Below are 23,319 nucleotides of genomic sequence, written 5' to 3' on the forward strand. Positions count from 1 at the left end.
GGCTTGCTCGCGAATGCGGTCAATCAGCCACCGAATGCATCAACTGACACACCGCATTCGCGAGCAAGCCCGCTCCCACAGGGTTCTTCACATTATTCAGGGATTGTCGACATGAGCTTTATCACCGAAATCAAAACCTTCGCCGCCCTCGGCAGCGGCGTTATCGGCAGCGGCTGGGTGTCCCGTGCCCTGGCCCACGGCCAGGATGTAGTCGCCTGGGACCCGGCGCCTGGCGCTGAAGCGGCCCTGCGCAAACGCGTCGCCAACGCCTGGGGCGCCCTGGAGAAACAAGGCCTGGCGCCGGGCGCCTCCCAGGACCGCCTGCGCTTTGTCGCCACCATTGAAGAATGCGTGAAAGACGCCGACTTCATCCAGGAAAGCGCCCCGGAGCGCCTGGAGTTGAAGCTGGAATTGCACAGCAAGATCAGCGCAGCCGCAAAGCCGAACGCACTGATCGGCTCCAGCACCTCGGGTCTGTTGCCGAGTGAATTCTACGAGGGTTCAACCCACCCGGAACGCTGTGTGGTCGGCCACCCGTTCAACCCGGTTTACCTGCTGCCGCTGGTCGAAGTGGTGGGTGGCAAAAACACCGCGCCGGAGGCGATTCAGGCAGCGATCAAGGTGTATGAATCCCTCGGCATGCGCCCGCTGCATGTGCGTAAGGAAGTGCCAGGGTTTATCGCCGACCGGTTGCTCGAAGCCTTGTGGCGTGAGGCGTTGCACCTGGTCAATGATGGCGTGGCGACGACGGGCGAGATCGATGATGCGATTCGTTTTGGCGCCGGTTTGCGCTGGTCGTTCATGGGCACATTCCTGACTTACACCCTCGCCGGCGGCGATGCCGGCATGCGCCACTTCATGGCCCAGTTCGGCCCGGCGCTGCAGTTGCCGTGGACCTATTTGCCGGCGCCGGAGCTGACCGACAAGTTGATTGATGATGTGGTCGATGGCACCAGTGATCAGCTGGGCAAGCACAGCATTTCGGCGCTGGAGCGCTATCGTGATGATTGCCTGCTGGCGGTGCTTGAGGCGGTGAAAACCACCAAAGAAAAACACGGTATGACTTTCGCTGAATAACCAATGTGGGAGCGGGCTTGCTCGCGAAGGCAGTGTGTCAGTTGATGCATTCGGTACTGACCCACCGCATTCGCGAGCAAGCCCGCTCCCACATTTCTGACCGAGTATATTTTCGGAATCCACACCATGCCTGCGCTCACGACTTACACCACCCACATCCAGCCCGACTGGGTCGACTACAACGGCCACCTGCGTGATGCGTTCTACCTGCTGATCTTCAGCTACGCCACCGACGCGCTGATGGACACCGTCGGGCTGGACAGCGAAAACCGCGAAGCCAGCGGCCACTCCCTGTTCACCCTGGAACTGCACCTCAACTACCTGCACGAAGTGAAACTCGGCGCAGAAGTAGAGGTGCACACCCAACTGATCGCCCACGACGCCAAGCGCCTGCACCTCTATCACAGCCTGCATCTGGTGGGCGATGCGAAGGAACTGGCCGGCAACGAACAGATGCTGCTGCACGTCGATCTGGCGGGGCCGCATTCGGCGCCGTTTACCAAGGCCACGCTGGAAAAGCTCGCGGGCATCAGCGCCGAACAGGCCGACCTGCCGCGCCCTGCCTTGCTGGGCCGAGTGATTGGATTACCGCCTAAAAAATAACAAGGAGCGCACATGCAAACGGCCACCGCTGTTGCCGATTTCCGTACTTACCCGAAGATCTGCGACCTTGCCGAGGCGCAGGTGCTGGAAGATCAGATTCGCGTGCGATGGGCCGATGGGCGGGTCAGCCCGTTCCATCATCAGTGGCTGCGCGATAACTGCCCGTGCAGCGAATGCGTGTACAGCGTAACCCGCGAGCAGGTGCTGGAAATTGTCGATGTGGACGAGCATCTGCGCGCCGTCAGTGCGCGTATCGATCAGGGCTTTCTGAGCGTGGAGTGGCACGGCGGTCATCGCAGCCAGTACGACCCTGGCTGGTTGCGCGCCCACGCCTACGACGCCCAATCGCGCGCCGAACGCCGTGCGGCCAAACCCAAGTCGCAACTGTGGGACAGCGCCTTCGAGCTGCCCATCTTTGAATACTCTGCGGTGATGGAAGACCCTATAGCCCTGCTGCAATGGCTGTTGGCCGTGCGTGACTGCGGCCTTACGCAAATCCGTGGCGTGCCCACCGAGCCAGGCTCGCTTGCACTGATCGCCAAGCGCATTTCATTTATTCGCGAGAGCAACTTTGGCGTGCTGTTCAACGTGCAATCCAAGGCCGATGCCGACAGTAACGCCTACACCGCTTTCAACCTGCCGCTGCACAGTGATTTGCCGACACGGGAGCTGCAACCGGGCCTGCAGTTTCTGCATTGCCTGGTGAACGATGCCGACGGTGGCGAGAGCATTTTTGTCGATGGGTTTGCCATCGCTCAGGCGCTGCGCAGCGAAGACCCCGAGGCGTTCCGCGCGCTGTGTGAAATCCCGGTGGAATTTCGCAATAAAGACCGTCATAGCGACTATCGCCGCCTGGCACCGATCATTGCGCTGGATGCCTTGGGTGATGTGGCAGAGATTCGCATGGCTAACTTTTTGCGTGGGCCATTTGAGGCCGGCGTGGAGCAAATGCCGTTGTTGTATCGGGCGTATCGGCGCTTTATTGCGATGACGCGTGAGGATCGTTTTCGGCTGGTCAAGCGCCTGAATCCGGGTGAACTGTGGTGCTTCGATAACCGCCGCACGTTGCATGCGCGCAATGCGTTTGACCCGGCTTCGGGAGCGCGGCATTTTCAGGGTTGTTACATTGATCGGGATGAGTTGTTGTCCAGGATACTGGTGTTGCAAAGGTAGACCGAGGCGCCTGCATTCGCGAGCAAGCCCGCTCCCACATTTGACCCCATTTCAAAGGTAAAACTCGGTCAAGTGTGGGAGCGGGCTTGCTCGCGAAGAGGCCAGCACAGCCACCACAAATCCCAGCCAAAAAAAGCCCCGGGCCAGCCGTGACTGGATCGGGGCAGAGTGCTTGGTGTGAGCGTGACATCCCGAGGGTGACCAAACCTTCAAGGTGCGTGCCTGGCCTTCAGTGTGCCTCTTACTGCTATCGGTAAATGACCCGAAAACGACCTGTTCATAGCCATCTGAGCCATTCGTGGATTCTGCCCTTGCCGACCGGCCGAGGGCCTACCAGAATCCCAATCAACCCCGCTCCCTACACCAGGATAAACGTCATGATGCACGCGGACTTGATTGACCAGGATGACCTGCTGAGCCAACTGCGCTCGCTGGGTTTTGAGGTATCCAGCGGCGCCAGCGCCGAACAGGCTTGCGAGTGTGCGGTGCGTGGTTTGAGCCCTGCGCGGGCCAAGGCGCTCAAGGGCATGGTGGAGCAGATGTACACCGGCAGCGCGACGATATTGCCGGCTGTGCGCCAGGCGATCGACAAGCAGTTGTTGCCGGCTTTGGTGCAGTTCAAGCAAAGCTCTGGAGCCTGATAGATCGCATTCGCGAGCAAGCCCGCTCCCACATTTGACTGCATTTCAAAGATGGAACTCGGTCAAATGTGGGAGCGGGCTTGCTCGCGAATGCAGACAACCCGGTCTAGAGCCTTACACTCGCGAAAGTCGACTCGTTCCGCGCCTGGCTCAACGCCGACATCGGCCCCGACAACGGTGACAGCACCAGTGCCTGCGGAATCGGCATCATAGCCACTTGCTGGGTGGTGTTGGAACCTACGCGCTCATCGCGTGGCGGAATACCAAAGTATTCGCGGTAGCACTTGGAGAAGTGCGGCGTGGACACAAACCCGCACACCGAGGCCACTTCGATGATCGACATCGGCGTTTGCTTGAGCAACTGCCGCGCACGGATCAGGCGCAATTTGAGGTAGTAGCGCGACGGCGAGCAGTGCAGGTATTTCTGGAACAGACGCTCCAGCTGGCGGCGCGACACGGCGACGTAGACGGCCAACTCATCCAGGTCGATCGGCTCTTCGAGGTTGGCTTCCATCAGCGCAACGATTTCCTGCAGCTTCGGCTGGTTGGTGCCGAGCATGTGCTTGAGCGGCACGCGCTGGTGATCCTGTTCATTGCGGATGCGTTCGTACACAAACATCTCGGAGATGGCGGCCGACAATTCACGGCCGTGGTCGCGGCTGATCAGGTGCAGCATCATGTCCAGCGGCGCGGTGCCGCCCGAGCTGGTGAAGCGGTTACGGTCGAGGGTGAACAGGCGTGTGCTCATGGCCACACGCGGGAAGGCTTCCTGCATCGACGCCAGGCATTCCCAGTGCACGCTGCAATCAAAGCCGTCGAGCAAACCGGCGCAGGCCAGGGCCCAACTGCCGGTGCAGACCGCACCAAGGCGGCGCGACTGACGCGCCTGGGCTTGCAGCCACGACACATGTTCACGGGTCACGGTGCGCTGGATACCCACGCCGCCGCAGACGATGATGGTGTCCAGGGCCGGGGCTTTGTGCATGGAGGCATCGGGGGTGATTTGCAGACCGTCGCTGGCCCACACCTGGTTTCCGTCGACACTCAGGGTTGTCCAGCGATACAGCTCGCGGCCGGACAGCTGGTTGGCCATGCGTAGCGGTTCCACTGCCGAAGCCAGGGAAATCAGCGTGAAATTGTCCAGCAGCAAAAAGCCGATGGATTGAGGCGCACGGTTCTGGGGTTGGGCCCCTGAGTTGAACGACGTCATCGCGGTATCTCCTCACACAAAGCGGGTGATGGCCTCAGGCGAGGCTCTTGTTATTGCGCTCGTCTCCAGCAAGAAGCGAGGCTTTAAATGGATAGAGCAAATGCCATGCCTAAAATTGAATGGCCGTCCAATAACTCCTAAAAACGACCTGATGACGCGTCTATATAAGCCCGCGCGGGGAGTGCGGGATATGGCCCGAAATGGACACCAGACCGGCCCTGCTCAAGGGGTGTGAGCAGATCGGTAGCACTTGTGGGAAGGCGCTTTGCGGGTGTGGGAAAGGTCTGTCACCGCACGCACGGGTGACGGGTGGTGAGGTGCGGGATCGTTCGCAAGCTACTTATCTATTTGCGACGCGCTAAAAGGTGGCGCTTTTGGATTTGGATGTTCACTTTTTGAGCAGTGGTGCTGCTTTTGTGGCGAGGGAGCTTGCTCCCGCTGGGCTGCGTAGCGGCCCCAAGATCTTGGGAGCGCTTCGCACTCCAGCGGGAGCAAGCTCCCTCGCCACAAAAACAGATCAGCACTCCACGGCACTCACCGCCAACCCACCTCGCGAAGTTTCCTTGTACTTGTCATGCATATCCGCGCCGGTATCGCGCATGGTGCGGATCACCCGATCCAGGGAAATAAAATGCTGGCCATCACCGCGCAGCGCCATCTGCGCCGCGTTGATCGCCTTCACCGCCGCGATCGCATTACGCTCGATGCACGGCACTTGCACCAGCCCGCCGACCGGGTCGCAGGTCAGGCCGAGGTTATGTTCCAGGCCGATTTCGGCGGCGTTGCACAGTTGCTCCGGCGTGGCGCCGAGGATCTCGGCCAGTCCCGCAGCAGCCATGGCACAGGCTGAACCGACTTCGCCCTGGCAGCCGACTTCGGCGCCGGAGATCGAGGCGTTTTTCTTGCACAGAATCCCGACCGCCGCCGCCCCGAGCAAATAGTCGACCACATTGGCTTCAGTGACTTCTTCACTGAACTTCATAAAGTAGTGCAGCACTGCCGGAATAATCCCCGCTGCGCCATTGGTGGGCGCGGTGACCATGCGCCCTCCAGCGGCGTTTTCTTCATTAACCGCCAAGGCGAACAGGTTGACCCATTCCATGGCGCTCAAGGTTGAGCCGATCACATTCGGTTTGCCCAGCTCCTGCAAACTGCGGTGCAGCTTGGCCGCGCGGCGTCGCACATTCAGGCCGCCGGGCAGGATGCCTTCGTGCTTGAGGCCCTGCTCCACACAGTCCTGCATGGCGCGCCAGAGTTTCATCAGGCCGCTGCGGATTTCTTCCTCGCTGCGCCAGGTTTTTTCGTTGGCCAGCATCAATTCGGCAACGCGCAGGTTGTGGGTCTTGCACAGCTGCAACAGCTCCACCGCGCTGGAAAAATCATACGGCAGCTCAGTGCGGTCCATGTCCGCCACGCCGCTTTGCGCCTGGGCCTCATCCACCACAAAACCGCCGCCGACCGAATAGTAGGTGTCGCGGTGCAGCTCGCCCTCATCACCGAACACCACCAGGGTCATGGCGTTGGGGTGGAATGGCAGGTTTTCGTCGAGCAGGCGCATGTCGCGGGCCCAGATAAACGGCACCGGCAAACGTCCGTCGAGCAACAGCGTGTCGGTTTCGCGCAGGGTGTGAATACGCAGGCCGATCTGCGACGGGTCAATTGCGTCCGGCCATTCGCCCATCAAGCCCATGATGGTAGCGGTGTCGCTGCCGTGGCCGATGCCGGTGGCCGACAACGAGCCATACAGCTGAACTTCGACGCGACGTACTTGTTCCAACATTCCACGTTCACGCAAGTGCTGAACGAACAACGCTGCGGCGCGCATGGGGCCGACGGTGTGAGAACTCGAAGGCCCGATGCCGATCTTGAACAGGTCGAAAACACTGATAGCCATTGCCGTGAAACTCCTCGATGGGCGCGGGCGACCTGCTACGCTGAACTCGCCCGAATAGCGGCATCATCAAGCTTTTGTTGCCCCTCACGGCGTCTCACACCGACGTAACCATGCTCAGCAGCGCCGCCCTCGCACGAACGGGCGTTTTGGCCGTTTTTAGCGGTGCAGATCGCTTGAAACAGCAGTTTTGCCGTTGAAAAAATCTGTAAGCGACGTCACCGACACTGGATACGACCATCCCTGTACTGGATACGACGCCCCCTGTAGGCGTCAGATTTTCGCTGGTACATGATCAGTCTCGACTCGTTTGCAAGGCACCGTGCCGTCAGCTTGAAGCACGCCCCAACCGCAACACTTATAAAGCGCGGCAAATGCCGCCAGAAAAAAGACACAGGAGTCTACCCAGATGAAAGGTTCACCCTCGTTGTTGTTGGCCGCCATGTTGAGTCTGCCAGCCCTGGCGCACGCTGCAGAACCGGCACAATGTCAGACCGTCAACTTCTCCGATGTCGGCTGGACCGACATCACCGTCACCACCGCAACCACCAGTGAAGTGCTCAAGGGCTTGGGCTACAAGCCACGCACAACGATGATCTCGGTACCGGTGACCTACAAGTCGCTGGCCGACGGCAAGAACATGGACATCTTCCTCGGCAACTGGATGCCGACCATGGAAAACGACATCAAGCAGTACCGTGATGCCGGCACCGTGGAAACCGTGCGCGCCAACCTGGAAAACGCCAAGTACACCCTGGCCGTACCCGAGGCGCTGTATAACAAGGGCCTGAAAGACTTCGCCGACATCGTCAAATTCAAGGATGAACTGGGCGGCAAGATCTACGGCATCGAGCCGGGTAACGACGGCAACCGCACCATTCAAACCCTGATCGACAAAGACGCCTTCGGCTTGAAAACCGCAGGTTTCAAGGTGGTAGAGTCCAGCGAAGCCGGGATGCTCTCGCAAGTGGAACGCGCCACCAAACGCGACCAGGCCATCGTGTTCCTCGGTTGGGAACCGCACCCGATGAACACCCGCTTCAAGATGAAGTACCTGACCGGCGGTGACGATTCGTTCGGCCCCAACTATGGCCAGGCCACCATCTACACCAACGTTCGCAAGGGCTACACCCAGGAATGCAGCAACGTCGGTCAGTTGCTGAAAAACCTGTCGTTCACCCTGAACATGGAAAGCACCCTGATGGGTAAAGTCCTGGACGACAAACAAAAACCCGACGCAGCCGCCAAAGCCTGGCTCAAAGCCAACCCGCAAGTGCTCGACACTTGGCTCGCCGGTGTCACCACCGTTGATGGCAAACCAGGGCTGGACGCCGTTAAAGCTTACCTCGCCAAGTAATTAACCCGGCAACACCGCTGACCCCAGGCCGGTGCGCTGGCCTGGGATGTTTTCCCCTTCGCATGTGGACATTCACTACCATGCTGACTGAACATAAAATCCCACTAGGCCAGTACATCGCTGCCTTCGTCGAATGGTTGACCCAACATGGCGCCAACTACTTCGACGCAATCGCATCGACCCTGGAAACGATGATCCACGGCGTGACGTTCGCGCTGACCTGGTTCAATCCGCTGGCATTGATCGGTCTGATTGCGCTGCTGGCTCACTTTATTCAACGTAAATGGGGCCTGACGGTTTTTGTCATCGCCTCCTTCCTGCTGATCCTCAACCTGGGGTACTGGCAGGAAACCATGGAAACCCTCGCGCAGGTGTTGTTCGCCACCCTGGTCTGCGTGGTCATCGGTGTGCCGCTGGGCATTGTTGCCGCACACAAACCGCTGTTCTACACCATGATGCGGCCGGTGCTCGATCTGATGCAGACCGTACCGACCTTCGTCTACCTCATCCCTACCCTGACCCTCTTCGGGCTGGGTGTGGTGCCTGGCTTGATCTCCACGGTGGTGTTCGCGATTGCCGCGCCTATCCGCCTGACCTACCTGGGTATCCGTGATGTACCGCAAGAGTTGATGGACGCCGGCAAGGCCTTTGGCTGCTCGCGCCGTCAGTTGCTCTCACGCATTGAACTGCCCCACGCCATGCCGAGCATTGCCGCCGGCATTACCCAATGCATCATGCTGTCGTTGTCGATGGTGGTGATCGCGGCCCTGGTGGGCGCCGACGGCCTCGGCAAGCCGGTGGTCAACGCACTCAACACCGCCGACATCGCCCTGGGCTTTGAAGCCGGCCTGGCAATCGTATTGCTGGCCATCATGCTCGACCGCATCTGCAAACAACCCGACGCCAAAGTAGGGGGTGATGCATGAGCATTATCCGATTCGACAATGTCGACGTAATCTTCTCCAAAGACCCACGCGAAGCGCTCAAGCTGCTGGACCAGGGCATGAGCCGTAACGAGATCCTGAAAAAGACCGGGCAGATCGTCGGCGTTGAAAAAGCCAGCCTGGACATTGAGAAAGGTGAGATCTGCGTGCTGATGGGCCTGTCCGGCTCCGGCAAGTCGAGCTTGCTGCGCTGCATCAATGGCCTCAACACCGTGAGCCGTGGCCAGTTGTTTGTAGAGCATGAAGGTCGCCAGATCGACATCGCTTCGTGCACGCCGGCCGAGCTGAAAATGATGCGCACCAAACGCATCGCCATGGTGTTCCAGAAGTTCGCCCTGATGCCGTGGCTGACCGTGCGCGAAAACATCAGCTTTGGCCTCGAGATGCAGGGCCGCCCAGAGAAAGAACGGCGCGCGCTGGTGGACGAAAAGCTCGAGCTGGTGGGCTTGGCCCAATGGCGTAACAAGAAGCCCGACGAGCTGTCCGGCGGCATGCAGCAGCGCGTCGGCCTGGCCCGCGCCTTGGCGATGGACGCCGATATCCTGCTGATGGACGAACCCTTCTCGGCCCTTGACCCGCTGATCCGCCAGGGCCTGCAAGATGAATTGCTGGAGCTGCAACGCAAGCTGAGCAAGACCATCGTGTTCGTGAGCCACGACCTCGATGAGGCGCTGAAACTGGGCAGCCGTATCGCGATCATGAAAGACGGCAAGATCATCCAGTACAGCGTGCCGGAAGAGATCGTGCTGAACCCGGCGGACGACTATGTGCGCACCTTCGTCGCCCATACCAACCCGCTGAACGTGCTGTGCGGCCGCAGCCTGATGCGCACCGTAGAGAACTGCACCCACGTCAACGGCTCCATCAGCCTGGACCCGGGCGGCGATTCGTGGCTGGACCTGGCCGAAGGCAATGTGATCAAGGGCGCACGCCAGAACGGCACGCCGTTGAACCTGCAGAACTGGGCGCCGGGGCAACCGGTGGAAGGTTTGGGCCGGGTACCGACGCTGGTGGATTCCAATATCGGCATGCGCGATGCGTTGCAGATTCGGTATCACACGGGGAACAAGCTGGTGTTGCATAACAACAACCAGGTGGTGGGGATATTGGGGGATAGCGAGCTGTACCATGCACTGCTGGGCAAGAACCTGGGCTAGTCGCCTGATCGTTCCCACGCTCTGCGTGGGAATGCCGCCCTGGACGCTCTGCGTCCGCTCTTGAAGTCGTGACGCGGAGCGTCACAGGATGCATTCCCACGCGGAGCGTGGGAACGATCATTCAAGCTCAACTATCAGCTATAGACACGGCCAAGGAGCTGCCGATGGCTTTCAAACTGATCGAGCACGTCCCGGGTGATCTGTTCCTGGGCGAAGCCCATCAGGTCGTATTCCTGAGGTCCGTTGTGCAGGTAGACCTCGGCCCGGTAGTAACGGGTGCGCTCTTCTTCGGGCAGGTCGCTCGGTGCCGAGGAGTAAGCATCCAGGCTCACTTCATAGACAAACGGGTTGCCCTCTTCCATCTCGATGCGCACACCGATGCAGCGCTTGGACTTACCCAACAAGGTCTGCACTTCCAGCCCTTGGTCACGCAGCGCACTCGCCGCTTCTTCCAACGCCGGCGTAACGTGCTTGTCCATAAAGCGCTGCACGGTGCCCTGGCTCGGTTGCAGGTCCAGCGCGGTCAAACGCTCGCTGAAACCACGACGGCCACGCTCGGCCAATTGCGCCTGCTCCTGTTCGATGGCCACATCCTGGCGCATCGCCTTGTGCAAACCGAACATAAACAGAATCAGCACCACCGAGAACGGCAGCCCCGCCAGCACCACCATGGTTTGCATGGCTTCGAAGTTACCCGCGAACAGCAGGCCGATGGTCACCAGGGTGATCACCACCGACCAGAAGATCCGCAGCCAGTGCGGCGCATCTTCATCCACATTGCCGCCTTTGCACGAAAGGTTGGCCATCATCACCGCACCGGAATCCGCCGGGGTCAGGAACAGCACAAAGCCCACGAAGATCGACACGCCGATGACGATTTTCGACGCCGGGTAATGCTCAAGCAGTTGGTAGATGGCCATGGACGGTTGTTCCAGCGCCGTCTTGCCCAACTCCACTGCACCGTGGTTCAGCACCAGGTCCAAGGCCGAGTTACCGAAGATCGACAACCACGCCAGGGTGAAGCCCAGCGGGATCAGCAGCACGCCGGCCACCAGCTCACGCACCGTACGACCACGCGAGATACGCGCGATGAACATGCCTACAAATGGCGCCCAGGAAATCCACCAGGCCCAGTAGAACAGGGTCCACAGGCCCATCCAGCGCTCGGTCTTGTCGGCGTCGCCTTCGTATACATACAGGTCGAAGGTTTTCAGCACGATACCGTTGAGGTAGTCGCCGGTGTTCTGCACCAGGCCATTGAGCAGGTGCAGGGTCGGGCCAAACAACAGCACAAAGATCAGCAAGCCGCTGAACAGCACGATGTTGAGGTTGGACAGGCGGCGAATGCCGTTTTCCACGCCCGACACGGCAGCGATGGTCGCCACGGTGCTCATCACGATGATCACGATCAGCAGGTTGGTGTTGCTGTGCTGCATGCCGAACAGGTTTTCAAGGCCCGACGACACTTGCATCGAACCAATCCCCAGGTTCGTCACCAGGCCAAGCAGGGTCACGAACATGCCGAAGCCGTCCACCGCGTGGCCGGCCGCGCCTTTGACCCAACGCTCGCCCACCAGCGGGTACAGCGCCGAACGCAAGGCCAGCGGCTGGTTATGACGGTACGCGAAGTACGCCACGGCCAGGCCGACCAGCGCATAAATCGCCCAGCCGTGCAGGCCCCAGTGCAGGAACGTCAACTGCAACGCCTGGCGGGCTGCGCCATTGCTGGCGGCGGCGCCTTCGGGCGGATTGAAGTAGTGGTCCAAAGGCTCGGAAGCCCCGAAGTACAACAGCGAGATGCCGATGCCCGACGAGAACAACATGCCGGCCCAGGCGCCGTAGCTGAAGTCCGGGGTGTCGTCCTTGCTGCCCAGTTTCAATTTACCGTAGGACGAAAACGCCAGGCCGACCACAAACACCAGGTAGGCAGCGATGACCACCATGTAATACCAGCCGAAGCTTTTCGACAGCCACGCCTGGGCTACGCCGAGCATGCGCCCGGCCTCCTGCGGGGCGATGATCAAAATGGCGGTCAACAACAGAATGAGCGCGGTGGAGGTGTAGAACACCCAACCGTTGACCCTGACCTTTTCCGGCGGGGTCTTTATAAGAGAGGCAGAACTCATGGCGCAGATGCTCCGGGCAGTGCGAGAGAGAAACACAAGGCAACGGTTATCCCGGGACATCGATTTTTCGGCAGTCGACGGACGGGTGTTATAAAGACACCCCGAAAATTCTTGAGCCGCGCCGAGGCAGCGGCCAGGCCCTGATACGGCCTGTTTCAAGGGTTTTTGCAGGTGTCAGAGGACGTCGCTCACAGGTAGGAAAAATCTGTAGGCAGCGACCATTTGTCGCAGATCTTATTCTTTGTTGATTGAACGTTCAATCAAAACAAAATAGACTGGCCATCAAGCCGACGGACGTTTAACGCCCAACGGCAGGCCTAAGGAGAGGTGCTACATGCCCAAGGTCGGTATGCAACCCATACGCCGCCAGCAGTTGATCGAAGCCACTTTGACGGCCATCGATCAGGTTGGAATGGGAGATGCCAGCATTGCGCTGATCGCCCGTTTGGCCGGCGTCTCGAACGGCATCATCAGTCACTACTTTCAGGACAAGAACGGCCTGATCGCCGCGACGATGCGGTACTTGATGAATGTGCTGATCGAGAACGTCCACGAACGCAGGCTTGCGCTGAAGGACGACAGCCCACGGGCGCACCTTCGGGTGATCATCGAGGGCAACTTCGACGCCAGCCAGGTCAACGGCCCGGCAATGAAAACCTGGCTGGCCTTCTGGGCCACCAGCATGCACCACCCGTCATTGCACAGGTTGCAGCGGATCAACGATCAACGTCTGTATTCCAACCTGTGCTGCCAGTTCCGCCGAGTGCTACCGCTGCCGCACGCACGCAAAGCAGCCAGAGGCCTGGCGGCCCTGATCGACGGTTTGTGGTTGCGCGGCGCCCTGTCGGGAGACGCTTTCGACACGGAGCAGGCGCAGCGGATCGCTTACGAATACATGGATTTCCAATTGGCCAAGCAGGTGAGTTAGAGCACACATAAACGCTCAACCCCTGAACGTCTGCCGCTCAGTGTTGCCACAACCCCATGGCCCACTGGCGGCGGGTAACGCCAACCACTTATGCACTTGCGAGGACTTTATGGCCCGTTTCGAACTGCAAAAACTCTACATTGACGGCGGCTACAGCGACGCTGGCAGCGATGCCACCTTCGAAGCCATCAACCCGGCTAACGGTGAAGTTCTCGCCCAAGTGCAACGCGCCACCAAGGAAGATGTGGAACGCGCCGTGGTCAGCGCCGAAAAAGGCCAGAAAATCTGGGCTGCCATGACCGCCATGGAGCGTTCGCGCATCCTGCGTCGCGCCGTCGACATCCTGCGCGAGCGCAACGATGAGCTGGCCGCCCTGGAAACCCTGGATACCGGTAAAGCCTTCTCCGAAACCCAATACGTCGACATCGTCACCGGCGCCGACGTGCTGGAATACTACGCAGGCCTGGTGCCGGCCATCGAAGGCGAGCAGATCCCGTTGCGCGACACTTCGTTCGTCTACACCCGTCGCGAACCGCTGGGCGTGGTGGCCGGTATCGGCGCGTGGAACTACCCGATCCAGATCGCCCTGTGGAAATCCGCACCGGCCCTGGCGGCGGGTAACGCGATGATCTTCAAGCCAAGCGAAGTCACTTCGCTGACCACCCTGAAACTGGCCGAGATTTACACCGAGGCTGGCGTGCCGGCTGGCGTGTTCAACGTATTGACCGGCAGCGGCCGTGAGGTCGGCACCTGGCTGACCGAGCACCCGCGCATCGAGAAAGTCTCGTTCACCGGCGGCACCGACACCGGCAAAAAAGTCATGGCCAGCGCTTCGAGTTCCTCGCTCAAAGAAGTGACCATGGAACTGGGCGGCAAGTCCCCACTGATCGTGTTCGAAGACGCCGACCTCGATCGCGCCGCCGACATCGCCATGATGGCCAACTTCTACAGCTCCGGTCAGGTCTGCACCAACGGCACTCGCGTGTTCGTACCCAAGCACCTGCAAGCCGCGTTCGAAGCCAAGATCGTTGAGCGCGTTGCGCGCATTCGCGTCGGCAACCCGCAAGACGAAAACACCAACTTCGGCCCGCTGGTCAGCTTCGCCCACATGGAAAGCGTGCTCGGCTACATCGCCAAAGGTAAGGAAGAAGGCGCCCGCGTACTGTGCGGCGGCGACCGCCTCACCGACGGCGAATTCGCCAAAGGCGCCTACGTGGCTCCGACTGTGTTCACTGACTGCACCGACGAGATGACCATCGTCCGTGAAGAAATCTTCGGCCCAGTGATGAGCATCCTCACTTACGAGACCGAAGAAGAAGTGATCCGCCGCGCCAACGACACCGACTTCGGCCTGGCCGCAGGCTTGGTGACCAAGGACCTGAACCGCGCCCACCGCGTGATTCATCAGCTGGAAGCGGGTATTTGCTGGATCAACGCCTGGGGCGAATCCGACGCCAAGATGCCGGTTGGCGGCTACAAGCAGTCGGGCGTTGGCCGTGAGAACGGCATCAGCTCGCTGAACAACTTCACCCGCATCAAATCGGTACAGGTTGAGCTGGGCGACTACGCCTCGGTGTTCTAAACCACAGGCGCCTGGGAGTCGCCTTTGTGGCGAGGGAGCTTGCTCCCGTTGGGCTGCGCAGCAGCCCCATCCCAGGCCCCGCAGTTCTCCAGACCGTACTCGTTCGCTGGTTTTGCGACTGCTACGCAGTCGAGCGGGAGCAAGCTCCCTCGCCACAAAAGCAGCTTGAACCACTTATATGAGGGTGCATTTATGTCCCAAGAATACGATTACATCATTGTGGGTGCCGGCTCCGCCGGTAACACCCTGGCGACCCGTCTGACCGAAGACGAAGGCGTCACCGTCCTGCTGCTGGAAGCCGGCGGCCCGGACTACCGTTTTGACTTCCGTACCCAAATGCCCGCCGCGCTGGCATTCCCGCTGCAAGGCCGCCGCTACAACTGGGCCTACGAAACCGACCCAGAGCCACACATGGACGGCCGTCGGATGGAATGCGGTCGCGGCAAAGGCCTGGGCGGTTCTTCGCTGATCAACGGCATGTGCTACATCCGTGGCAACGCCCTGGACTACGACAACTGGTCGAAGCTGCCAGGTCTGGAGAACTGGACCTACCTCGACTGCCTGCCGTATTTCCGTAAAGCCGAAACCCGCGACATCGGCCCCAACGACTACCACGGTGGCGACGGCCCGGTCAGCGTGACCACGCCTAAAGCCGGCAACAACCCGCTGTTCCACGCCATGGTTGAAGCCGGCGTACAGGCCGGTTACCCGCGTACCGACGACCTGAACGGCTACCAGCAAGAAGGCTTCGGCCCGATGGACCGTACCGTCACGCCTAAGGGCCGTCGCGCCAGCACCGCACGCGGTTACCTGGACACGGCTAAAAAGCGTTCGACCCTGACCATAGTCACCCACGCCCTCACCGACAAAGTGTTGTTTGAAGGCAAGCGTGCCGTAGGCGTGCGTTACCTGATCGGCGCCGCTGAAGAACGCGTTGAAGCCCGTGCGCGTAAAGAAGTACTGGTATGCAGCGGCGCAATCGCTTCGCCGCAACTGCTGCAACGCTCCGGTGTGGGCCCGGCCAAACTCCTGGAAAGCCTCGATATACCGGTGGTCCACGACCTGCCCGGCGTCGGCGAAAACCTGCAGGATCACCTTGAGCTGTACCTGCAATACGCCTGCACTCAGCCAGTGTCGCTGTACCCCTCGCTGCTCTGGTACAACCAGCCGGCCATTGGTGCCGAATGGCTGTTCAACGGCACCGGTATCGGCGCCAGCAACCAGTTCGAAGCGGGCGGTTTTATCCGTACCCGTGAAGACTTCGATTGGCCGAACATCCAGTACCACTTCCTGCCGGTGGCGATTAACTACAACGGCAGCAACGGTGTGAAAGAGCACGGTTTCCAGGCGCACATGGGCTCCATGCGTTCGCCAAGCCGTGGCCGCGTGCAATTGAAGTCGAAGAACCCACGGGACTACCCGAGCATCCTCTTCAACTACATGGCCACCGAACAGGACTGGCAGGAATTCCGTGACGGCATCCGCCTGACCCGCGAAATCATGCAGCAGCCGGCGCTGGACCAATACCGTGGCCGTGAAATCAGCCCCGGCATTGAAGTGCAAACCGATGAGCAACTCGACAAGTTCATCCGCGAGCACGCCGAAACTGCGTTCCACCCGTCCTGCTCGTGCAAAATGGGCACCGACGAAATGGCTGTAGTGGATGCCGAAGGCCGCGTGCATGGCATGCAGGGCTTGCGTGTTGTGGATGCGTCGATCATGCCGATCATCACCACCGGCAACCTCAACGCGCCGACGATCATGATCGCCGAGAAAATCGCCGACAAGATCCGTGGCCGTAAGCCACTGCCGCGCAGCACGGCGGATTACTACGTAGCAGGCGATGCGCCAGTGCGTGGCAAGCCGATGCGTGAAGTGGGCCCGACCGCACAGTAACCGATACCCCTGTGGCGAGCGAGCTTGCTCGCGCTGGAGTGCGAAGCGCTCCCAGGATTTTGGGGCCGCTACGCAGCCCAGCGGGAGCAAGCTCCCTCGCCACGGGTGATTGATCACCTAGTCGGCCCGACCGCGCAGTAACCGATACCCCTGTGGCGAGCGAGCTTGCTCGCGCTGGAGTGCGAAGCGCTCCCAGGATTTTGGGGCCGCTACGCAGCCCAGCGGGAGCAAGCTCCCTCGCCACGGGTGATCGGCTTTCCTTGATCAGCTCCCCGCCCCAGGCCTACTCTGTTGCCTGCCCGCGATGAGCCGCCCACAAGGAAGGCCCCATGTTCGACAAACACCCCACCCTCAAACAGCACTTCAGTGCCCTGCGCACCCGCGCCGAATTTTTCTCGCTGCGTTATGTGCGCGAATCCGGCCAGTACCTGTCGGTCCGCAAGAACGTCGCCGAGCCGCCGCACCTGAGCCATGACGAGGGCGCGATGCTCACCGTGCGTCTCAATGGCGTGGAAGCCTACGCCGCGACTAACGACATTTCCCTCGTTGGCCTGCAAGCCGCCCTTGAGCGTGCCGAGCAGCAAGCCCGGCAGATTTCGCCCCACGCCCTGCTCGACTTGCACACACAACAGGTCTCCAGCGACGTGGCTGACTATTTGTCGCCCGACCTCGACCAGCCCTTCCCATCCCTGAGCGACTGCTACCAACTGCTCGGTGACGAATCCGCAAGCGTGCCCAAGGATGAGCGCCTGGTGAGTTGGGAAGTCAGCCTGGGCACCACGCGGGTTGAACAGATCTACCTCAACAGTGCCGGCGCCGAACTGCGCCAGGCCCAGCGCTTTGTCTTTCCGGGCCTGAGCGTCACCGCGTTCGACGGCAACGACAGCCAAACCCGCACCCTGGGCGGCACCAACTTCGGCCAGCAAGGCAGTGCGAACGTGATTCGCCGCTTCGGCCTGGCCGGCGCCGCCCGCACAGTCGCCGACGAAGCCCTGCAATTGCTGCTCGCGCCCAACACGCCCCACGGCCCACGCGACCTGCTGCTGATGCCTGATCAGATGATCCTGCAGATCCACGAGTCCATCGGCCATCCGCTGGAACTGGACCGCATCCTGGGCGATGAGCGTAACTACGCCGGCACCAGCTTTGTAAAAGCCAGCGACTTCGGCCACCTGCAATACGGCTCGCCGTTGCTCAACGTGACCTTCGACCCGGACATCCCCGAACAGCTCGCCAGCTACGGGCATGACGACGACGGCACGGCTGCCAGCAAACAATTCCTGATCCGCGATGGCCTGCTGCTCAAACCCTTGGGCGGCGCGCTGTCGCAATTTCGCGCGAACCTGCCAGGCGTGGCCAACAGCCGCGCGTGTGGCTGGAATCGGCCGCCCATCGACCGCATGGCCAACCTCAACATCGAAGCTGGCGACAAGACCCAGGCCGAGCTGGTCAGCGGCATCGAGCACGGCATTCTGATGAGTACCAACCGCTCCTGGTCCATTGATGACGCGCGCAATAAATTCCAGTTCGGCTGCGAATGGGGCCAGTTGATCGAAAACGGCGAACTCAAGGGCGTGGTCAAAAACCCCAACTACCGCGCCATCTCCGCGCAGTTCTGGCGCAACCTCAGCGCCGTCGGCGACGCCAGTACCTTCCAGGTCTTGGGCACGCCCAACTGCGGCAAAGGCGAACCCAACCAGGTGATCCGCGTGGGCCACGCCTCACCGGCCTGTGTGTTCAGTGATATCGACGTGTTTGGGGGAGATGCCTGATGAACAACTTCAAGGCACTGGTGGACTGGCTCAAGCAAGCCGTCACCGACAAGGAACATTTTCACCTGGGTTACGCTGACGAATCGTCCGAGTTCGTGCGTTTCAACCACGCCAAGGTGCGTCAAGCCGGCCAGGTGCAACAGGCCAGCCTGAACCTCAAGCTGATCAACGATGGCCGCCACGCCGACCTCGGTATCACCCTTGCCGGTGAGCCTGCGCTTGATCGCCAGCGCCTGGCCGAGGGCCTGCAGCAACTGCGCGAAACCCTGCCATTGTTGCCGCAGGACCCATACCTGCTGCTGAACCACACCGCCTGGCAAAACCACAACGAACAGCTGCGACCGCTGCCGGAGCTGGCCCAGGTGCTGGCAGATATCAGCCAAGCCGCCGAAGGTGTAGACCTGGTTGGCTTCTACGCTGCCGGCCCAATCAGCCGTGGCTTTGCCAGTTCCGACGGCGCGTTCGGCTGGCACCAGGCCAATAGTTTCAACTTCGATTTCAGCCTGTTCCACGCCAACGGCGAAGCGGTGAAGGCCAGCTACGCCGGGCACACCTGGGACAGCGCCGAGTTCGCCGCACGCTTCCAGCAGGCCCGCGAGCAGTTAGAGTTCCTCGGCCGCCCGCTGCACAAGCTACCTCCCGGCCAGTACCGCGCCTACCTTGCCCCGGCGGCGCTGGAAGAAATTTTCAGCATCGTCACCTGGGGCGGGTTTTCCGCCCAGGCCATCGCCAGCAAAGGCAGTTGCTTGCAAAAGCTCTATACGGGTGAGCAGTCGTTGAGCCCGCTGGTGAAGGTCGATGAACAGATCAGCGGCTCGTTAAGCCAGGCGTTTTCCACCGAAGGCTACCCACGCGGCGATGTCACCCTGATCAACGCCGGCAAAGCCGAAGGCCAACTGATCAACTCGCGCAGTGCTGCCGAATATGGCCTGAGCACCAACGGTGCCAGCAGCGACGAGTCGCCCAGCGCCTTGCAGATGGCCGCCGGCAACCTGGCCCAGGCCGATATCCTCAAGCAATTGGGCACCGGCTTGTACATCAGCAACCTGTGGTACCTGAACTACTCGGACTTGCCGGCGGCACGCCTTACCGGCATGACGCGCTTCGCCACGTTCTGGGTCGAAGACGGTGAAATCAAGGCGCCGGTGAGCACCATGCGCTTTGACGACAGTGTCTACAGCCTGCTCGGCTCGCAGCTTGAAGCGTTGACCTCGGAACGGGAACTGCTGCTGTCGGCGAGTACGTACAGCCAGCGCAATACCTCGTCCACCTTGCTGCCGGGGGCTTTAATCAAGCGTCTGACCTTGACGCTGTAAACCTCGACTGTTCCAGTCAGACTCAGTGGCAGCGCCGGCTGCCACTGAGTTTTTCCGCTGCCGGCGATGTTTAGCCATCGGCAAGAATCGCTGAGGTTCAACTTAGTTCTGTATCAATAAAATACCGAAATCATGGTCAGTTACATATCCGCCAATAGGCCATAGGAACGTGCTGCGTGATTAGGGCCACTGAGGGGCACACTTTTTATCAACCTCAGGAACCTTATATGCACGTGCCTTCTCCTCACGTTTACAGCGGACACTTTCCAGCACCATCAACTTATCAACAAAACGCTAAAACACCTGAGCCCCAACAACCAACGACAACCTACTTACTGTCCAACGTACCCAAAGACTCGCCGCCAGCAAACCTGTGGACCGGTTTATTCCCCATTTACGAGCACTACCCCCATTTCGGTGGCCGTGACCACGACGATTGGGTGTCCGCGATCAAGGCTGCCATGTCAGGCTTGGGCCAAAGCCCCTTGAGCATACTGGATGAAATAGCGCCCACCGCATCAGGCTTCAACATCGGCATGAAAGATGGCTTCAAATTTCACATTACCCATGAAGAACTCAAGTTGGCGATGAGTTATGCAAAGTTTGCCGGCCATGACGAAGGGATGGTCAACGATGCACGGTTTTTATTTGCCGTCATGAATAAACGCAAACACGTGGAATATCAAATCGACGCTTATAAGGTCGGTTACCGCGTCGATCTTAAAAAGCACGATTTCGGCGCTGTTCTGAAATCCGCCGACGAAGGCATCGGTGGGCATAAGGCACTGGAACTGCTTGGGCTCGGCGCTCAGCTGCAGCACGTCTGGTCACAGGATGTCGGCACTCAGGTGGCCGTGCCCGCGATCAAGCAATTCTCTTTTAAGCGGGGCATGATCACCAATGGTTTCATGGACAACTACGGCAGCAAGGCCCCAGCGCCGAAATGGATAGAAAGCTTTATCGTCCTCAAATCCCCGCCTGCCACGTTGCCCCCTGCCCTTGAACAACCGGGCCGCACCCAAATGGCGGTAATACCCGATATGCCTTCAGCCGCCAATGATGAACTGCCTGATCTATCGTCCAGGCGCCATGGGCAAAAACCGAATGATCCCCTGTTGGGGTTTTATACAAACAGGCCTCATATGCACGAAGCCGAGACCTCGGTTCATGCCGACGTGATAAAGCTCTTGATGTCTCGCTACGGTCAAAGTCCAACGGATGTTTTCTCAAAAGTGACCTTCGCGGACAATGATTACCATGTCACGTTCAGGGATGGCTTCACCGTTAAACTTTCCCGTGAGGAAATCGAACTGGCCGAAGAACACTCACAGTTTCTCGGCGCGGATGACGGTTTACTCAAAGATGCCAACTTCATCTTTGCTGCGTATATAAAACGCCAACAACTGCAACCGCCAATACCGTCTTTCGGGCTCAGCTTTGCCGCCGCACTGGAAGGTAATCTTAATGGGCGCACGGTAAAAAACGTGTTGGAAGGCATGGGCGTAACGCGCTCGATCAACTACGTAGAAAGGGCCGGTGACGCCGAAGGCTTGGTATTAATGATTGGCGGAAACAGCGGCGGGCTGTTCAACCAAGGCACGCTGGTCAAAGAAGGGCGTTATTACCCTGGCGATGAAAATGCCCAGCGCCACGGCTACCAGTTGGCCTGACACTGGTCGATGGTCGATCAAACCCGCACCGTTCGAAGCCAGACAAGGAGATTCATTTCATGCATCTGGGACTTTACGCGTCAACCAGCCTCAACTTCGCCCAGCCTTACGACAACCGCAATATCAACAGCCCGCGCCAGGGAAACGGCGACACCAGGTCTCACTACACACAGAGCCCTGAGCCGTCACCCACGCCCACGGATCACTCCCGCACAACCTCAGGCATGCGCGTTAAAAACATATGGAAAGATTTCTTCCAGGTGAGGGAGGGAAACTGCGTCACTGTGTCAGCCATTAAAGCCGCGATGGTGAAGTTCGGCCATCACCCCGCGGATATCTTCGACACGTTCAAAAGCACCCGCGAAGGCATTGAGGTGACGATGAAGGACGGCGTCAAAACCGCTATCACCCACGCCGAACTGGAAATGGCCAGGGCAAGCGCCGGGTTCGCCGGACGAGGCAAGGTATTGCAGCACGCCATTGTTTTATATGCCTTGAGTGCAAAGCGGGCGCAAAACGAAGATAACGACTATAGCGCCCATCAAGGCTATGAAGCGGCACTGAGGACCTTGAACGACGGCGAAAGCCCTGGCGAAGCGTTGGGTCGACTGGGGCTGAAAAACCACATGCGCAAAGGCGACGTTCAAGCCTTGAAAAATGGCGCCATCGGCACCCTCGCCACCGCTCATCATTCGGTCGCCGTCATTGACGGCTTCATTGACCTGTGGGGCGTCAAACTGCCACTGGCCAATTCCGGATGGGAAAAAGCGCCTCACGCCTGGCTTCTGGTGTAACACCCGGCCTCCCGTCAACCGAGAAGAACACCGCTTCCTACAGGCAATTCTTTTCGGTTACGACGAACTTTCGCTTTCTCCGAAATTTGACCCTTTGACCGGTTGTTCCACGCAAAAAACCTCGCTATAAAGCTGGTGGCATGTAGCCATATCTGCGCGATAAAAATAAATCCAACCACTATCTCGCCGTCCCTAACCCGCTTGAACGACAAGTGATGGATGACCTTGCCCGGGAAGGGCAAGCTGGAGCGTTGACATGAATCATGGAAGTTTTGTCATAGAGAAACTGTTCAAGCACTACAACGTGCATGTTGAGCAGCTAGGAAACGATTCGGAAAAAAACACTGTCTTGATGGTCAACGGCGCGCTGTCCACCACACGCTCGTTCGCACGGACCAGCAAATGCCTGGCGGAGCATTTCAATGTGCTGCTGTTCGACCTGCCGTTCTCCGGCTATTCGCGCGAGCACAACACCGACCTCGACCTTGTAACCAAGGACGACGAGGTGCAAATCCTGCGCGCGCTGGTGGAGCGTTTCGAGGTCAACCATCTGGTGTCGGCCTCCTGGGGCGGCATCTCCACCTTGCTGACCCTGGCCCACAACCCGCCGTCCATCCAAAGCTCGGTGGTGATGGCGCTGGCGCCCAACCTCAACCAGGCCATGCTCGACTATGTGGAGCGCGTGCGCGTGCTGATCGAGGCCGATGACAAATCCGCCGTCGGCCACTTGCTCAACGAGACCGTCGGCAAATACCTGTCGCCGCGCCTCAAGCGCAACAACCATCGGCACCTGTCGAGCATGGCCACCACCGAGTACCGCCAGGCGCGTTTTCATATCCATCAGGTGCTGGCCCTGGGCGATGGCAATTACCTGCCGGCGTTGACCCGGATCGAAACCCCGGTGCACTTCCTCAACGGCGCACTGGATGAATACACGCCGGCGGCCGAGGCCCGGTTGTTCAAGGACTATGTAGGGCGCAGCAGCTTTGCAGTCGCCGAACACACCGGACATTTACTTGATTTGGAGTCGCGCGAAGCGGCCATGGCGGTACACCGTGCGCTGTTGGATTTCCTGGTGGGAGAGCACGCAACTCTGTCGGAGTTAGACGAACCGCCAGTGGGAAAAGGAGTGACGGATGGCGCATAATCGCCAACACATAGCCTGCTAATAAAAGGGTTCAC

Annotated in this window: 18 protein-coding genes; 15 read left to right on the forward strand and 3 right to left on the reverse strand. The window is 59.7% G+C overall.

The window, feature by feature from the left end; translation table 11 throughout:
- Positions 1–111 precede the first annotated feature (111 nt).
- The 4 genes from ACTD9P_RS18370 to ACTD9P_RS18385 all read left to right on the forward strand — a co-directional run bounded on the left by ACTD9P_RS18370 (position 112) and on the right by ACTD9P_RS18385 (position 3,494).
- Positions 112–1,077, forward strand: a complete 966-nt coding sequence (locus ACTD9P_RS18370) for an L-carnitine dehydrogenase (RefSeq protein WP_438868814.1) — start codon at positions 112–114, stop codon at positions 1,075–1,077.
- Between the two features lie 126 nt (positions 1,078–1,203).
- Positions 1,204–1,680, forward strand: coding sequence for a thioesterase family protein (locus ACTD9P_RS18375; protein WP_438868815.1), 477 nt, complete (start codon positions 1,204–1,206; stop codon positions 1,678–1,680).
- Between the two features lie 12 nt (positions 1,681–1,692).
- The gene (locus tag ACTD9P_RS18380; protein WP_438868816.1) at positions 1,693–2,853 is read left to right on the forward strand and encodes a gamma-butyrobetaine dioxygenase; all 1,161 of its coding nucleotides are present in this window, start codon (positions 1,693–1,695) and stop codon (positions 2,851–2,853) included.
- Positions 2,854–3,230: 377 nt separating this feature from the next.
- On the forward strand, positions 3,231–3,494 hold the full coding sequence (locus ACTD9P_RS18385) for a hypothetical protein (RefSeq protein WP_438868818.1): 264 nt from the start codon (positions 3,231–3,233) through the stop codon (positions 3,492–3,494).
- A 106-nt stretch (positions 3,495–3,600) separates the two neighbouring features.
- Here ACTD9P_RS18385 and gbdR read toward each other — a convergent pair whose 3' ends face one another.
- A complete protein-coding gene (gbdR, locus tag ACTD9P_RS18390) occupies positions 3,601–4,704 on the reverse strand; it encodes a choline metabolism transcriptional regulator GbdR (RefSeq protein ID WP_138813534.1) in 1,104 nt (367 codons plus the stop codon).
- Between the two features lie 517 nt (positions 4,705–5,221).
- Positions 5,222–6,598: an L-serine ammonia-lyase gene (locus ACTD9P_RS18395; protein ID WP_138813533.1), complete on the reverse strand. Its 1,377-nt coding sequence runs from the start codon at positions 6,596–6,598 to the stop codon at positions 5,222–5,224.
- Between the two features lie 406 nt (positions 6,599–7,004).
- On the opposite strand from ACTD9P_RS18395, the gene ACTD9P_RS18400 reads away from it, so the two are divergent.
- The 3 genes from ACTD9P_RS18400 (at position 7,005) to choV (ending at position 10,053) form a co-directional block, all read left to right on the forward strand.
- Complete coding sequence (locus ACTD9P_RS18400; RefSeq protein ID WP_138813532.1) at positions 7,005–7,952, forward strand: choline ABC transporter substrate-binding protein; 948 nt, start codon at positions 7,005–7,007, stop codon at positions 7,950–7,952.
- An 80-nt stretch (positions 7,953–8,032) separates the two neighbouring features.
- Entirely contained in the window at positions 8,033–8,878 is an 846-nt protein-coding gene (gene choW, locus ACTD9P_RS18405; protein ID WP_078739495.1) for a choline ABC transporter permease subunit, read from the forward strand.
- Positions 8,875–10,053, forward strand: a complete 1,179-nt coding sequence (gene choV, locus ACTD9P_RS18410) for a choline ABC transporter ATP-binding protein (RefSeq protein WP_017139375.1) — start codon at positions 8,875–8,877, stop codon at positions 10,051–10,053. Before choW ends, choV begins: the two co-directional genes overlap by 4 nt.
- A gap of 134 nt (positions 10,054–10,187) precedes the next feature.
- Here the strand turns inward: choV and ACTD9P_RS18415 are convergent, their stop codons facing one another.
- Positions 10,188–12,122: a BCCT family transporter gene (locus ACTD9P_RS18415; protein WP_438868834.1), complete on the reverse strand. Its 1,935-nt coding sequence runs from the start codon at positions 12,120–12,122 to the stop codon at positions 10,188–10,190.
- A gap of 391 nt (positions 12,123–12,513) precedes the next feature.
- On the opposite strand from ACTD9P_RS18415, the gene betI reads away from it, so the two are divergent.
- The 8 genes from betI to ACTD9P_RS18455 all read left to right on the forward strand — a co-directional run bounded on the left by betI (position 12,514) and on the right by ACTD9P_RS18455 (position 23,284).
- Positions 12,514–13,107, forward strand: a complete 594-nt coding sequence (gene betI, locus ACTD9P_RS18420; RefSeq protein ID WP_010207128.1) for a transcriptional regulator BetI — start codon at positions 12,514–12,516, stop codon at positions 13,105–13,107.
- 109 nt (positions 13,108–13,216) lie between these two features.
- Positions 13,217–14,689: a betaine-aldehyde dehydrogenase gene (gene betB / locus ACTD9P_RS18425; RefSeq protein ID WP_017139377.1), complete on the forward strand. Its 1,473-nt coding sequence runs from the start codon at positions 13,217–13,219 to the stop codon at positions 14,687–14,689.
- Positions 14,690–14,881: 192 nt separating this feature from the next.
- The gene (gene betA, locus ACTD9P_RS18430) at positions 14,882–16,585 is read left to right on the forward strand and encodes a choline dehydrogenase (RefSeq protein ID WP_438868819.1); all 1,704 of its coding nucleotides are present in this window, start codon (positions 14,882–14,884) and stop codon (positions 16,583–16,585) included.
- Between the two features lie 329 nt (positions 16,586–16,914).
- Entirely contained in the window at positions 16,915–18,357 is a 1,443-nt protein-coding gene (locus tag ACTD9P_RS18435) for a TldD/PmbA family protein (protein ID WP_438868820.1), read from the forward strand.
- Complete coding sequence (locus tag ACTD9P_RS18440) at positions 18,357–19,673, forward strand: TldD/PmbA family protein (RefSeq protein WP_438868821.1); 1,317 nt, start codon at positions 18,357–18,359, stop codon at positions 19,671–19,673. The genes ACTD9P_RS18435 and ACTD9P_RS18440 overlap by 1 nt, the downstream gene beginning before the upstream one ends.
- A gap of 227 nt (positions 19,674–19,900) precedes the next feature.
- Positions 19,901–21,343, forward strand: coding sequence for a hypothetical protein (locus ACTD9P_RS18445; RefSeq protein ID WP_438868822.1), 1,443 nt, complete (start codon positions 19,901–19,903; stop codon positions 21,341–21,343).
- Positions 21,344–21,402: 59 nt separating this feature from the next.
- Positions 21,403–22,137: a hypothetical protein gene (locus ACTD9P_RS18450; RefSeq protein WP_438868823.1), complete on the forward strand. Its 735-nt coding sequence runs from the start codon at positions 21,403–21,405 to the stop codon at positions 22,135–22,137.
- A 256-nt stretch (positions 22,138–22,393) separates the two neighbouring features.
- Positions 22,394–23,284 (forward strand): alpha/beta fold hydrolase, encoded by an 891-nt coding sequence (locus ACTD9P_RS18455; RefSeq protein ID WP_438868824.1) that lies wholly within the window; start codon positions 22,394–22,396, stop codon positions 23,282–23,284.
- Positions 23,285–23,319 lie beyond the last annotated feature (35 nt).

The organism is Pseudomonas onubensis (assembly GCF_965653655.1).
In the GTDB taxonomy this organism is placed as follows: Bacteria; Pseudomonadota; Gammaproteobacteria; order Pseudomonadales; family Pseudomonadaceae; genus Aquipseudomonas.